15 protein-coding genes are annotated in these 12087 nt (G+C 72.2%); 8 read left to right on the top strand and 7 right to left on the bottom strand.

Going from position 1 to position 12087, the window contains the following annotated elements; translation table 11 throughout:
• Positions 1–46 precede the first annotated feature (46 nt).
• The 3 genes from QSK10_RS27970 to QSK10_RS27960 all read left to right on the top strand — a co-directional run bounded on the left by QSK10_RS27970 (position 47) and on the right by QSK10_RS27960 (position 2653).
• A complete protein-coding gene (locus QSK10_RS27970; protein ID WP_285666149.1) occupies positions 47–547 on the top strand; it encodes a GNAT family N-acetyltransferase in 501 nt (166 codons plus the stop codon).
• Positions 548–627: 80 nt separating this feature from the next.
• Positions 628–1740 (top strand): phosphoserine transaminase, encoded by a 1113-nt coding sequence (serC, locus tag QSK10_RS27965; RefSeq protein WP_285666148.1) that lies wholly within the window; start codon positions 628–630, stop codon positions 1738–1740.
• A 118-nt stretch (positions 1741–1858) separates the two neighbouring features.
• Positions 1859–2653 (top strand): hypothetical protein, encoded by a 795-nt coding sequence (locus QSK10_RS27960; RefSeq protein ID WP_285666147.1) that lies wholly within the window; start codon positions 1859–1861, stop codon positions 2651–2653.
• Here the strand turns inward: QSK10_RS27960 and thpR are convergent.
• The 3 genes from thpR to QSK10_RS27945 all read right to left on the bottom strand — a co-directional run bounded on the left by thpR (position 2632) and on the right by QSK10_RS27945 (position 4420).
• On the bottom strand, positions 2632–3153 hold the full coding sequence (gene thpR / locus QSK10_RS27955; RefSeq protein WP_285666146.1) for an RNA 2',3'-cyclic phosphodiesterase: 522 nt from the start codon (positions 3151–3153) through the stop codon (positions 2632–2634). The genes QSK10_RS27960 and thpR overlap by 22 nt on opposite strands.
• Positions 3150–3557, bottom strand: coding sequence for a hypothetical protein (locus QSK10_RS27950; protein WP_285666145.1), 408 nt, complete (start codon positions 3555–3557; stop codon positions 3150–3152). Before QSK10_RS27950 ends, thpR begins: the two co-directional genes overlap by 4 nt.
• Positions 3558–3673: 116 nt before the next feature.
• Complete coding sequence (locus QSK10_RS27945; protein ID WP_285666143.1) at positions 3674–4420, bottom strand: maleylpyruvate isomerase N-terminal domain-containing protein; 747 nt, start codon at positions 4418–4420, stop codon at positions 3674–3676.
• Between the two features lie 175 nt (positions 4421–4595).
• On the opposite strand from QSK10_RS27945, the gene QSK10_RS27940 reads away from it, so the two are divergent.
• The gene (locus tag QSK10_RS27940; protein ID WP_285666142.1) at positions 4596–5912 is read left to right on the top strand and encodes an MFS transporter; all 1317 of its coding nucleotides are present in this window, start codon (positions 4596–4598) and stop codon (positions 5910–5912) included.
• Here QSK10_RS27940 and QSK10_RS27935 read toward each other — a convergent pair.
• Positions 5909–6832, bottom strand: a complete 924-nt coding sequence (locus tag QSK10_RS27935; protein WP_285666140.1) for an NADP-dependent oxidoreductase — start codon at positions 6830–6832, stop codon at positions 5909–5911. The two genes, QSK10_RS27940 and QSK10_RS27935, sit on opposite strands and share 4 nt — an antisense overlap.
• A 113-nt stretch (positions 6833–6945) precedes the next feature.
• Between QSK10_RS27935 and QSK10_RS27930 the strand changes: the two genes are divergently transcribed.
• Positions 6946–7392: a winged helix-turn-helix transcriptional regulator gene (locus QSK10_RS27930; protein ID WP_285666138.1), complete on the top strand. Its 447-nt coding sequence runs from the start codon at positions 6946–6948 to the stop codon at positions 7390–7392.
• Here QSK10_RS27930 and QSK10_RS27925 read toward each other — a convergent pair.
• Positions 7382–8311 (bottom strand): NADP-dependent oxidoreductase, encoded by a 930-nt coding sequence (locus QSK10_RS27925; protein WP_285666136.1) that lies wholly within the window; start codon positions 8309–8311, stop codon positions 7382–7384. The genes QSK10_RS27930 and QSK10_RS27925 overlap by 11 nt on opposite strands.
• A 107-nt stretch (positions 8312–8418) precedes the next feature.
• Between QSK10_RS27925 and QSK10_RS27920 the strand changes: the two genes are divergently transcribed.
• Together QSK10_RS27920 and QSK10_RS27915 are read left to right on the top strand one after the other, a co-directional pair.
• Positions 8419–8853 carry a winged helix-turn-helix transcriptional regulator gene (locus QSK10_RS27920; protein ID WP_285666135.1) on the top strand — a complete coding sequence of 145 codons (435 nt, stop codon included), beginning with the start codon at positions 8419–8421 and terminating at the stop codon, positions 8851–8853.
• 101 nt (positions 8854–8954) lie between these two features.
• The gene (locus tag QSK10_RS27915) at positions 8955–9287 is read left to right on the top strand and encodes a YbaB/EbfC family nucleoid-associated protein (protein WP_285666134.1); all 333 of its coding nucleotides are present in this window, start codon (positions 8955–8957) and stop codon (positions 9285–9287) included.
• On the opposite strand, the gene QSK10_RS27910 is transcribed toward QSK10_RS27915, so the two are convergent.
• Positions 9288–9944, bottom strand: coding sequence for an HNH endonuclease family protein (locus QSK10_RS27910; protein ID WP_285666133.1), 657 nt, complete (start codon positions 9942–9944; stop codon positions 9288–9290). It abuts the gene before it with no gap.
• 155 nt (positions 9945–10099) lie between these two features.
• On the opposite strand from QSK10_RS27910, the gene QSK10_RS27905 reads away from it, so the two are divergent.
• Positions 10100–10837: a D-Ala-D-Ala carboxypeptidase family metallohydrolase gene (locus QSK10_RS27905; RefSeq protein WP_285666132.1), complete on the top strand. Its 738-nt coding sequence runs from the start codon at positions 10100–10102 to the stop codon at positions 10835–10837.
• A 43-nt stretch (positions 10838–10880) separates the two neighbouring features.
• Here the strand turns inward: QSK10_RS27905 and QSK10_RS27900 are convergent, their stop codons facing one another.
• On the bottom strand, positions 10881–11987 hold the full coding sequence (locus QSK10_RS27900; RefSeq protein ID WP_285666131.1) for a serine hydrolase domain-containing protein: 1107 nt from the start codon (positions 11985–11987) through the stop codon (positions 10881–10883).
• Positions 11988–12087 lie beyond the last annotated feature (100 nt).

Below are 12087 nucleotides of genomic sequence, written 5' to 3'. Positions count from 1 at the left end.
GAAAAAGCGCACCCGGCCGGGTGCGCTTTTTCGTTAGCCTGCCGCGATGCGCCTCTACACACCCGCCGACGCCGACGCGCTCGCCGCACTGCTGACCGGCTCGTCCTGGCCCTTCCACGGCCGCCCGGGCGTGGACGCCGAGGCCGCGCGCGGCATGACCGGCGGCTTCCACGGCGACGGGGTCCGGGCCTTCTGGATCGGCGGCGCGCTGGGCGTGATCCGCCTGGTGGACCTGGGCGATCCCACCGCCGTGGTGGACCTGCGGATCGCCGCGGCCCACCGCGGGCGCGGACTGGGCCCGGCGGCCCTGCGCTTCGCCACGTCCTACGCCTTCGCCGGGTTCCCCGGCCTGCGTCGCGTCGAGGGCGTCACCCGCCTCGACAACACGGCGATGCGCGCGGTCTTCACCCGCTGCGGCTACGTCAAGGAGGGCCACCACCGGCGCGCCTGGCCGGCCGCCGGGACCTGGCACGACGCCATCACCTACGCCGTCCTGCGCGAGGACTGGGCCTCGGGCACCACGACACCCGTGGACTGGGCGTCCTGAGGACGTATGCGATGCTGGGGCGGTCGGCAGCGCCGCCGAGCCCCTCGAAAGCTCAAGCCCGTTGTTGAGAGGAGCCCGCGGTGGCCGATATCCGCATCCCCGATGAGCTGAAGCCCGCAGACGGCCGGTTCGGTTCGGGTCCGTCCAAGGTCCGCCCGGAAGCGGTGGCGCGCCTGGCCGAGAAGGCGGTGTCCTTCCTGGGCACCTCGCACCGCCAGGCGACGGTCAAGAACGAGGTCGGGCGCCTGCGCGAGGGACTCGCGCAGCTGTTCTCCGCGCCCGAGGGCTACGAGGTCATCCTCGGCAACGGCGGCACGACGGCGCTGTGGGACGCGATGACGTTCTCCCTCGTGCGCGACAAGGCGCAGCTGGCCACCTTCGGCGAGTTCGGCGCGAAGTTCGCCTCGGCGATCAAGAAGGCGCCGTTCCTGGCCGAGCCGACCGTCCACAAGGGAGAGCCCGGTGGCGCCGCCTACCTCGTGCGCGAGGAGGGCGTCGACCTCTACGGCGTTCCCCACAACGAGACCTCGACGGGTGTCGCCGTCCCGGTGACCCGCGTGGAGCACGAGGGCGCCCTCACCGTCCACGACGCGACCTCGGCCGCCGCCGGTCTCCCGGTGGACCTGGCGCAGACCGACGTCTACTACTTCGCGCCGCAGAAGGGCTTCGGCTCCGACGGCGGCCTGTGGATCGGCCTGTTCTCCCCGGCCGCGCTGGAGCGGGTCGCCGAGATCAAGGCGGGCGGCCGGTGGATCCCGGACTTCCTGGACCTGGCCACCGCGGTGGACAACTCGCTGAAGAACCAGACGTACAACACGCCCGCGCTGGCCACGATCTTCCTGGCCGCCGAGCAGGCCGACTGGTTCAACGCCAACGGCGGCCTCGACTTCGCCGTCGGCCGCAGCGCCGCCTCGGCCGAGGCGATCTACAACTGGGCCGAGAAGTCCTCCTTCGCGACCCCGTACGTCACCGACCCGGGCCTGCGCTCGGCGGTCGTGGCGACCATCGACTTCGATGACGCGATCGACGCCGCCGCGCTGGCCAAGGTCCTGCGCGCCAACGGCATCGTGGACACCGAGCCGTACCGCAAGCTGGGCCGCAACCAGCTGCGCGTGGCGCTGTACCCGACGGTGGACGCCGCCGACGTGGTGAAGCTGACCGAGTCGATCGATCACGTGGTGGAGCGGATGTAGGGCCGCGCACCTGGGGAGGCGCTCGCTGGGGTGGCGGGCGCCTTTTTCGTGCCCGGACTCACCCCGCGCGTTCGCCGAAACCCCTCCGCCCGCCGGGCGCACGCTCCACCATTGACCTATGACCGCCACCACCCCCATCACCACCGCGTGGGACCACGATCCCGACGCGGGCCTCGACCTGGCCGCCGAGGTGTACACCCGGGTCGGCGAGCCCGCCCCCGAGGCGCTGCCCGAGGACCAGCCGGAGCCCCTGGCGACGGTCGTCGCGCGCCGCGACGGCGTGCTGCTGGCGTGGGCGAGCGTGTTCCGCGATGACGAGTCGGCGGCGTGGATCGAGCCGGTGACGGTGGAGCGGCTGGCGCATCACCTGAACGCGGGCGTCTACGACGACGTGCCGTCCTCCGCCGACGAGGTCGCGGCCTTCGAGGCGATGTTCCGGCACGCGGCCGAGGAGATGCGGAACGAGGGTTTCGCGGTGCTGCGCTGGTCGGGCGAGGACGCCTGCGCGGCCGGCGCGGTGGCCGCGACGCTGAAGGCGGAGGCGATCGCCGAGGTCGGCCGGATCTGGCACGCCGACATCGCCGCCTACCGGCGGCCCGAGGGCCTGCCGGAGGTCGAGGCGCGTCCGCTGCCGTGGGGCGGGGTGGAGACCGAGGGCGCGCGCATCGAGATCGAGCCGGGCGACGAGCGCGCCTACGTCAACGCCGCCGAGACGATCGAGGGCGCCGACGCCGAAGTGCTGGCCGGGCTCACCGCCGAGCTGGTGGGCTATCTCGGGCGGGTCTTCCCGAAGATCACCGCGCTGTCGGTCTTCGAGTTCGAGGAGGAGGACGGGCCGGTGCGCCGGGCGCTGGAACTGGCCGGGCTCACCATCGGCGCGCGGGCCTGGGACTACGAGCTGCGGCTCGGGTAGCGGTCCAGGACGCGGTACTCGCCGCCGGAGCTCTCCACCAGCAGCAGCTCGGTGGTCTCCCACCAGGGCCCGCGGTAGGCGTCGAGCAGCGCCAGGTCCGGGCCGAGGTCGCGGTCGTCGCGGCCCAGGGTCAGGTGCGGGCGCAGGGGCCGTTCGTCATAGGCCACGCCGTGGCGGTCGAGGGCGGCGCGGACGTCGTCGCCCAGCGCGTGCAGCCCCGCCAGGTCGCCCTCCAGGCCGGCCCACAGGACCGAGTCGCGGCCCGGGCGCCCGAACGCGCCGCCACCGGCGACGCGCAGGCGCAGCGTGCGCCCACCGGCCTCGGCGAGCGCGGCCCGCACGGGCGCGGGGTCGCCGGCCACGCCGACGAAGGCGATGGTCACGTGCCACTGGTGCGAGGGCGCGGGCCGTTTGAGCGATGGAAGCGCCGCGGTGACCAGCTCCAGGTCGGTCACCGCGGCGGCGGATGGATAGAGAGCGGCGAACAGGCGCCCGGTCACGGGTGTTCCTGCCGGACGGTGTCGTCCACGCGGAGCCCGGCGCGTTGCAGGACGCCGATGACGCGGACGCGTTCGATCTCCAGGTCGAGGCCGTCGAGGTCGCCGAGGTGCTCGGTCTCGCCGAGCGCGAGGGCGGCCTCGCGGAGGGCGCGGTCGCGCATGGTGAGGACCGATTCGCGGCGGACGACCGAGCCGGCCCGGTCCAGAGCGGTGGACAGGCGGCGCAGTTCGGCCGTGATGTCCTCGATGGGCCGGTGCTGACGCAGGCGCGGCAGCTTGCGGCGGGCGGCTTCGGCGCGTTCGGTCATCTCGTCGGCGTTGACGACGAGCCAGGCGATCACACACGGGAGGCTGGCCAGGGTGACCAGGGCCAGCACGACGACGGTGGCGCGCAACAGGTTCACGCGGCGGCCACCTCCCCCTGGGCTGTTCGGGCTTGAGTGTGCTGCATGTCAGCACCTCCGGGCGAGTACGTGTGCTTCGAGCTTACGTCCGGCGGCAAACCAATTGAGCCGGGGCGTCAGCGCGCGAAGGAGGCGAAGGTCCTGTGTAGACGAGTCACCTCCGATTCCTCGCCTTCGACGGTGAAGGCGGAGGCGTCGCCGCGGCCCCACAGCCACAGCAGGACGGCCGAGGGCTCGCCCCAGACGCGGGCGGCGGCGTCCTCGGTGTCGCCGTCGGTGACGGTCACGCGCCCGGGCAGGGTGCGCACGGTGAACTCGCGGTCCCCGGTGAGGATCACCACGGGGCGGCCGGAGCCGTCGGCGGTGGCCTGCGCGTGGTTCTCGGAGTTGTTGGCCGTCCAGGCGTAGTGGAAGTGCAGGAACTCGTCGACGCCGCCGAGGGCGACGTCCTCGGGGACGGGCTGGACCTCGGCGCCCACGGCGCGTTCGGCGTCGACGCGGCGGACGGCGGTCTCCACGCCGATGCGGCGGGCCCAGAAGCCGACGGTCCGGTCCTCCTCGAAGGGCGTGTGGGCAGGGGCGTCGGCCTCGCGGCCGGTGAACTCGGCGAGCAGGTCGCCGAGGGCGCTGCGCAGGCGGGTCAGCGGTGACACGGGCGGTCGGTTGGGCGGCCAGGGGTCGGGTTCGGCGCCGAGCCGCAGGACGGCGGCGGCGTGCTCGTACGTCTCGGCCAGATGGTGCGCGAGGTCTTCCGCGGTCCATCCGGGGACGGAGGACAGCGGCAGGTCCATCTGGCCGTCGATGAGCTCGCCCAGGCGGGCGGCGTCCACGGCCAGACAGGTGGTGTAACGGGACCACTCCATGCGCTCCACGATGCCACGGGCCCGCCACCGTCCGCGCCGGGTTGGCCCAGGTGTAAGGACCCCCATCCGGTGATGCCCACTACAAAGATCTGGAGATAGGGAGGCAGGCGCGGTAATCTTCTAAAGCCCGATTCAAGAGTCAGACTCGCAATCTTGGGGAGGCGTAAAGCCCACAATGAGACATCAGCTGGCAGACACGTTCCGATCACTCCGGGTCCGCAACTTCCGCCTCTTCCTCATCGGCCAGCTGATCGCGCTCATCGGCACCTGGATGCGCTTCATCGCCCTCGACTGGCTCGCCCTGGACCTGTCCGGAAACTCCGGCGCCGCGCTCGGCCTGGTCACCGCCTTCCAGCTCGCCCCCACCCTCGTCTTCGCCCTCTACGCCGGCAAGCTCGCCGACCGCTTCGACAAGCGGCGCATCCTGCAGATCTGCAACGCGATCTGGTTCGTGCTCACCGCGACCCTGGCCGTGCTCATCATGAGCGGCAACATCCAGCTCTGGCAGATCTACGCCTTCTCACTGGTCCTCGGCGTCGTCTCGGCCCAGGAGATCCCGACCCGCCAGGCCTTCGCCTCCGAGCTGGTCGGACCCGAGCTGCTGCCCAACGCGCTCGCCCTCAACGGCGCCACCTTCAACTCCGCGCGCATCGTCGGGCCCGCCGTCGCCGGTGTGCTGATCGCGCTCATCGACGTCGGCCCCATCTTCGCCATCAACGCCGTGACCCTGGCCGTCACCGTGATCACCATGGCGATGATGAACCCCGCCGAACTGCACCGCCCGCCCAAGGCCAAGACGAACGCCACCGTCCGCGAGGGCCTCGCCTACGTCCGCCGCCGCCCCGACCTGCTGCTGCCGCTGGGGCTGATCCTCATCATCGGCGGCTTCGGCTTCAACTTCCAGGTCACCCTGGCGCTGCTGGCCAAGTCGGAGTTCGGCGTCGGGCCGGCCGCCTTCGGCCTGCTCACCACCGCCCTCGCCGTCGGCGCGCTGGCCGGGGCCCTGGGCGGCACCAAGCGCCGCAAGCGGCCGGGCGTGTACCTGCTGCTGGGCGCGGCCATGGGCTTCGGCGCGCTGGAGATGATCGCCGGGTTCTCCCCCAACTTCGTCACCGCGGTGATCCTGCTGGTGCCCACCGGCTTCCTGATGGTCTTCTTCGCGCAGGCGGCCAACCAGCGCGTCCAGATGGGCGTCTCACCGTCCATGCGGGGACGCGTCATGGCCCTCTACGTGATGGTCTTCATCGGCTCCGCGCCGATCATCGCGCCCCTGGTCGGCTGGCTCGCCGAGGTCCTCGGCCCGCGCTCGGGCCTGTGGGCCGGTGGCGCGCTGTCCCTGGCCGCCGGGCTCATCGCGCTGATCTACCGCTCCCGCCGCCGCAACGTCGTGGTCTCGCTGGAGCGGCGGCCCCGCCCGCACCTGGTGTTCGCCGAGCCGGGCCGGACCGCCATCTCCTTCCCCAACGGGTCGAAGTGGGTGAAGGCCGCCTAGGGACGCAGGACGAGGCGGCCGCGCAGGCCGCCTCCCTCGTACCGGCGGTGCGCCGTGGCGGCCCCGGCCAGTGGCAGGACGTCCAGCACGCGCGGGGTCAGCACACCGGCGTCGACCAGCCCGGCGACCTCGGCGAGATCGGCGGCGTCCGCCTCGGCCTGGAACTGGACGTCGCGCACCCCGCGTTCATCGCTCGTCTCACCGGGCAGCAGGCGGACCAGGACGCCGCCGTCGCGCACCGCGGCCAGCGCGGGCACGCCGAGCACGGCGGCGTCCAGCACACCGTCCACATCGGAGGGAAGCTCACCGCCCCGGGCCACGAACGCGCTCGCGCCCAGGCCGCGCACCAGGTCCTCGTCGCCCGGACCGGCCAGCGCGGTGACCTTCAGGCCCCGCGCGGCGGCGAGCTGGACCGCGAACCCGCCCACGCCACCGGCGGCCCCGGTCACCAGGAGCGAGTCGCCCCCGGCCAGTCCCAGCTGCCGCAGGCTCTGCAGGGCCGTGAGCCCGTTGCCGACCACCGTGGACGCGGCCACCGCGTCCACGCTCTCCGGCGCGCGGGCCACCTCATGAGCGCGGAAGACGGCGTACTCGGCGTAGGCGCCCAGGGGCTTGTCCAGCGGGGAGTGCAGGCCGATGACCGCGTCGCCGACGGCGAAGCCGGTGGCACCCTCGCCCAGCGCCGCAACGGTTCCGGCCGCGTCGTGGCCGAGCCCGGTGTGCGGGCGGCCCTTCGCGTCCTCGCCCGCCAGGAAACCCCGGCGAATCATGGTGTCCACATTGTGCACGTGGGCGGCGGCGACCCGGACCAGGAACTCGCCCGGACCCGGCTCCGGACGGTCCACTTCGGAGTCTTCGAGAACCTCGGGCCCGCCGAAGGAACGCAGTACGACGGCCCGCATCTTTGTATCGATAGACATGAATCTCCCGTGATAGTGGCCGGATTCACCCGGCCCGCACCACGTTAGGAGAGCTAGGGTCGTGCCGTAAGAAGGCACTTTTCGGTGCCCTCCCCACGGCTTCCCGGAGCACCATGACCTTCCCCGTTCCCGGGCCCACGCCCGGCGAGTTCACTTACGACGGCGCCACCCCCTTCTGCCCCGTGAGCGGCCTGCTCGACCAGATCCGCTCCCGCTGGGCGAACCTGAGCCTGCTCGCCCTGGCGGCCGGGCCCCGGCGCCACGCCGAGCTGCGGCGGCTGGTGCCGGGGGTGAGCCAGAAGATGCTCACCCAGGCCCTGCGGATGCTCGAACGCAACGGCATGGTGCGCCGCACGATCACCCCGACCGTCCCCGTCCGCGTCGACTACGCCCTCACCGATCTGGGCCGCAGCGTCCTGCCGCTGCTGTGGTCGATCAAGAAGTGGTCCGAGGCGAACATGGCCGAGATGGAGAGCGAACGGGAGCGCTACGACGAGCGCGAGCCCGTCCCGCCGGTGGCGGTGCTCAACCGGCGGGACGCGGCGGCCGTCACGGCTTGATCAGCAGCCGCCCGCGCACGCCCCGGGCGCTGAAGCGGGTGAAGGCCTCCCCGGCGCGCTCCAGCGGGTAGGAGCCGGCCACGTTCAGCCGCACGAATCCCTCGGCCACCAGGCCGAGGACCTCCGCCAGGTGCGTCTCGTCGGCCTGGATGAGGATGTTGTGGACGCGGATGCCGCGCAGGTGCGGGACCGAGCCGACCACGGTGGAGATGGCGCCCTTGTTGCGGACGGCGTCCAGCGCGGCGATCCCGAGCACGGCGGCGTCGATCGCGGCGTCCACACCACCCGGGTGGATCGCGCGGACCGCCTCGCCGAGGTCCTGTCCACGGTGGACGACGTGGGTCGCGCCGATCGCGCGCAGGAAGCCCTCGTCCTCCGGCGAACCCTGCGCCACGACCTCGATGGCGCGCGCGGCGGCGAACTGCACCGCGAACTGGCCGACGCCACCGGCGGCGCCGGTGACCAGGAGCGTGTCGCCCGGCTTGAGGTCGAGCGCCTCCAGCGCCTGGAGCGCGGTCAGCCCGGGCAGCGGGATCGTCGCGGCCTCGTCGAGGTCCACGCCCTCGGGTACGCGGGCCACGGCGTGCGTCCCGGCGACGACGTAGTCGGCGTAGGCGCCCAGGGGCGCGCCGGTCCGGTCCAGCAGCGCGATCACCCGGTCGCCGACCGCGAGGCCGGTGACGTCCTCGCCGACGGCGTCCACGGTCCCGGCCACGTCCCAGCCGATGCCGACCTGCGCGCGCTCGGGCGCGTTGCCGATCTGGTGCATGATCCCGGCGGCGGTGGCCACGTCCACGGGGTTGACCGCGCTGGCGGCGACCTTGATGCGGACCTGACCGCGGCGGGCCTCGGGGGTGGGGGTCTCGATCAGCTCCAGGACCTCGGGACCGCCGAAGCCCTTCACGACGATGGCGCGCATGGTGTTCTCCTCACAGCTCTCTCTGCTTGACGATCACCACGCTAAGCGGGTTACTCTCTTTTAGAAAGAAGGCACCTGAAAGTGCGTATCCCACCTGGAGGAGTGTCATGGCGACCAGCACCGCAGCCGAGCGCCGCGCCGAGGAGCGCCGGGCCTACGACGCGTTCCTGTCCGAGTGCGCCTCCCACAACCTGCTGGACCAGATCAGCAACAAGTGGGTCACCCTCGTCATCAGCGCCCTCGGCGAGGGCCCGAAACGCTACTCCGACCTGGCGCGCGCCATCCCCGGCGTCAGCCAGAAGATGCTGACGCAGACCCTGCGCATCATCGAGCGGGACGGCCTGGTCACCCGCACGGTCACCGCCGCCGTCCCCGTACGCGTCGACTACGCGCTCACCGACCTCGGCGACAGCCTGCGCGCCCTGCTGGGGAAGGTGAAGTGCTGGGCCGAGGAACACATGGACTTCGTGTACCTGGCGCGCGAGGCCTACGACGCCCGCGAAGAACAGACGGCCGTGGCCGCGCTCAACCGCAAGTCCTAGGCCATCGGCCGCGGGTTCCGGCGGATACGTCCGTTCGTCCACAGTATTCAGTGAACTCCGGTACTAGCCTGGTGCAACACGCCTGCCGGAGGGATGCGGCCATGGGGGAACTCGAAACCACCGTCGAGGAGCGACTGGGCACCGTCACCGAGCTGCGCCACGCCTTAGGCGCGCTCAGCGTGGCCGCCAGCAACGCCGACCGCTCGGTGACCGTCCGCGTCGACGTCAACGGCCGGGTCGCCGGGCTGAGCCTGACACCCGAAGCCGTCGAACGCGGGCACGAGTGCCTGGCCGAGGAGATCATGCACGTCATGTGGGCCGGGCAGTGGCAGGTCACCGCCCAGGTCGAGCGGGTCGTCCACGACGCGCTGTCGGAGGACCCCGAACTGGCCGGGGCGATCCGGCGGGCCTACGACGTGGCCGATCCGCTGTAGCTAATCGGCGGCCTTCACCGTCACCCGCTCGTCCGGGCAGCCACCGGCCAGCTCCTTGAGCTTCCTGCGCTCGGCGTCATCGGCCGACAGGCCCCAGCGCAGCTTCACCGCCACCCACTCGGCGGCGTAGCGGCACTGGACGGACTTCAGGGGCGGCAGCCACTCGGCGGGGTCCTGATCGGACTTCTCCTGGTTCACGTTGTCGGTGACGGCGACCAGCGTCCGGTCATCACCGAGGTCGTTGGCGTAGCGCCTGCGCCGGTCGGCGTCCCAGGACTTCGCCCCGGAATCCCAGGCCTCGGCCAGCGGGACCAGGTGGTCGATGTCCACGTCGGTGGACTTCGTCCACTCCTTCCCGTCGTAATAGGACAGCCACTTCCCGCCGGTGACCTTGCAGTCCTTGACGCTCCCGGCGGTCTTCTCGTCGATGAGGACCTGCTCGCGGGTGTCGCACCCGTCGCCGTCGGCGTCGACCCAGTGCTCGAACTTGTCGCGGTCGTAGCCGGAGCGGTCCTCCTCCCCGGCCGGGATCTTCTCCAGGGCCTCGGCGATGGTGAGCCCGTCGGCACTGGACCCGGCGCCGCCACCGGTGCTTCCCGTCGGCTTGCAGCCGGCCAGCACGGCCACCGCGCAGACGACCGCGATCACTTTGCGCATGTGCTCACCCTTCCAGAGGCACTTCACTTATCCCACAGGCATTCCCCGAACGTCCACAAACGATTCGCCGACGCGTAGGCAACTTGTCTTGACACCCCGACGGCGTGCGTGGAAACCTTCGCGGCAACGCCCCCCCAGATGGAAGGCCGACCAACATGGCCAAGCGCGCATTACGGATCCTCTCCGCGATCGTCCTCTCCTTCGCCGCGACCCTCATCGTCGTGACCGCGACCACCGCTCCCGCCTCCGCCGACGAGTGCTACAGCTGGGGACGCAGCCTGTCCCAGGGCATGACCGGCGAAGACGTACGCCAGCTGCAGATCCGGGTCTCCGGCTACCCGGGATACGGCAGCGCGATCTCCCTCGACGGCGACTTCGGCCCGGCAACGAAGGCCGCCGTCACCCGCTTCCAGCAGGCCTACGGACTGTCCGCCGACGGCGTGGCCGGACCGGCGACCTTCGCCAAGATCTACGCCCTCCAGGACGCCGACTGCACGCCCGTCCACTTCACCTACGCCGAACTCAACCACTGCAACTCGACCTGGTCGGGCGGCGCGGTCTCGGCGGCCACCGCCAAATTCAACGCCCTGGTGACCATGTGGAAGCTGGAGGCCCTGCGGCACGCCCTCGGCGACCAGCCGCTGACGGTGACCTCCGGGTTCCGGTCGGTCGCCTGCAACAACGCCGCCGGCGGGGCGTCCAGTTCACGGCACCTGTACGGGGACGCCGCCGACCTGGGCGCCGGACCGCACTCGCTGTGCACGCTGGCGAAAGAGGCGCGCAACCACGGTTTCCGGGGCATCCTCGGCCCGGGATACCCCGACCACAATGACCACACGCACGTGGACATGAGGTCCTCGCAGTACTGGTCGGCCCCCAACTGCGGGATCTAGCCCGGCCCGGGGCCGGAGCGGCGCGCCGCTCCGGCCCGCGCGCTCAGCACAAGGCCGTGCCGACCAGCCCCAGCAGCTGCCCGGGCCCCAGCTTCTCCCCCGGCCCCTGGTTGAACAGCAGGCTCACCGAACGCTCGCCGTCGGTGGCGGTCATCGTCTGGAAGCCCGGCACGTCACCGGCCTGGCCCCAGACCGTCTTACCGCAGCTCACCGGCAGGCGCATCAGCCCCAGCCCGTACCCGACGCCCGGCACGTCCGGCATCGGGACCGTCTCGCGCATCGCGTCCAGCAGCGGCGCGGGCACGACCTCGCCGTCCAGCAGCGCGGTCAGGAAGCGGTTCAGGTCGGCGGCGGTCGACACGATCCCGCCCGAGGAGTACAGGGCCGAGGGCTCCTGCTCGGTGACGTCGACGCCGTCCTGGTAGCCGCGCGGCGCCGGGCCCGGGAGCGCGCGCTCGCCGGGCTTCGGGAAGCGGGTGCCGCTCAGCCCGAGCGGCCCGGTGATCCGGCGGGCGAGCTCATCGGCGTAGGCGTGCCCGGTGACCTGCTCGATGAGCACACCGGCGAGGACGTAGTTGGTGTTGGTGTAGACCATGCGCTCCCCCGGCGGGAACTGCGCGGGCAGCGCGTCGGTCAGCGCAAGCAGCTCGCGCGGCGTGTACGCCCGGGCGGGGTCGGCGTCGTCCGGCAGCTCGGGCAGGCCGCTCTGGTGGCGCAGCAGCTGGCGGACGGTGATCCGGCCCGGGTCGACGCCCTCGCCGTGCGGCAGGCCGGTCAGGTACCCGCCCACCGGGCCGTCCAGGCGCAGCGTGCCCTCGTGCACCAGCTGGAGCACGATCGAGGCGGTGAACATCTTGGTCACGCTGGCGATCCGGGAGTGGGCGCCCATGGGGTAGGGCGTGCCGGTCTCGCGGTCGCCCAGGCCGGCCGTCACGTCCTCGGCGCCATTGCCGTCCCGGAGCACCGCCTCGCCGCCGACCAGCGCGCCGGAGTCCACCAGGCCGGTCAGGCCCAGCCGGAGGGCGGCGGCGGTCGCCGGGAGCCCGTCACCGGCGGAGGGCCCGGCGGCCGGTCCGACCGTGCCGCAGCCGGTGAGCCCGAGGGCCAGCACGGCGAGGAGGGCCGCGATCGGCCTGATCGTGTGCGTCATGGCCCGAAGGTATGTCCGATGAGGACGGTCACCGTAGGGGATGTCCCCTAGTGCGTACCCGGATTTCGGGCATGAGAAAACCGCGAGCGGCCGGGCCGCT

It is taken from the genome of Actinorhabdospora filicis (genome assembly GCF_030269765.1).
Classification (GTDB): domain Bacteria; phylum Actinomycetota; class Actinomycetes; order Mycobacteriales; family Micromonosporaceae; genus Actinorhabdospora; species Actinorhabdospora filicis.
Note: the sequence above shows the minus strand (reverse complement) of the source record. Positions and strands in the feature narration are given on the sequence as shown.

What these genes read in the sequence shown, in the direction of transcription:
- QSK10_RS27970 (WP_285666149.1), top strand. Translation starts at nt 47, where the DNA reads ATGCGCCTCTACACACCCGCCGACGCCGACGCGCTCGCCGCACTGCTG.
- QSK10_RS27960 (WP_285666147.1), top strand. Translation starts at nt 1,859, where the DNA reads ATGACCGCCACCACCCCCATCACCACCGCGTGGGACCACGATCCCGAC.
- QSK10_RS27945 (WP_285666143.1), bottom strand. Translation starts at nt 4,420, where the DNA reads ATGGAGTGGTCCCGTTACACCACCTGTCTGGCCGTGGACGCCGCCCGC.
- QSK10_RS27940 (WP_285666142.1), top strand. Translation starts at nt 4,596, where the DNA reads ATGAGACATCAGCTGGCAGACACGTTCCGATCACTCCGGGTCCGCAAC.
- QSK10_RS27935 (WP_285666140.1), bottom strand. Translation starts at nt 6,832, where the DNA reads ATGTCTATCGATACAAAGATGCGGGCCGTCGTACTGCGTTCCTTCGGC.
- QSK10_RS27930 (WP_285666138.1), top strand. Translation starts at nt 6,946, where the DNA reads ATGACCTTCCCCGTTCCCGGGCCCACGCCCGGCGAGTTCACTTACGAC.
- QSK10_RS27925 (WP_285666136.1), bottom strand. Translation starts at nt 8,311, where the DNA reads ATGCGCGCCATCGTCGTGAAGGGCTTCGGCGGTCCCGAGGTCCTGGAG.
- QSK10_RS27920 (WP_285666135.1), top strand. Translation starts at nt 8,419, where the DNA reads ATGGCGACCAGCACCGCAGCCGAGCGCCGCGCCGAGGAGCGCCGGGCC.
- QSK10_RS27915 (WP_285666134.1), top strand. Translation starts at nt 8,955, where the DNA reads ATGGGGGAACTCGAAACCACCGTCGAGGAGCGACTGGGCACCGTCACC.
- QSK10_RS27910 (WP_285666133.1), bottom strand. Translation starts at nt 9,944, where the DNA reads ATGCGCAAAGTGATCGCGGTCGTCTGCGCGGTGGCCGTGCTGGCCGGC.
- QSK10_RS27905 (WP_285666132.1), top strand. Translation starts at nt 10,100, where the DNA reads ATGGCCAAGCGCGCATTACGGATCCTCTCCGCGATCGTCCTCTCCTTC.
- QSK10_RS27900 (WP_285666131.1), bottom strand. Translation starts at nt 11,987, where the DNA reads ATGACGCACACGATCAGGCCGATCGCGGCCCTCCTCGCCGTGCTGGCC.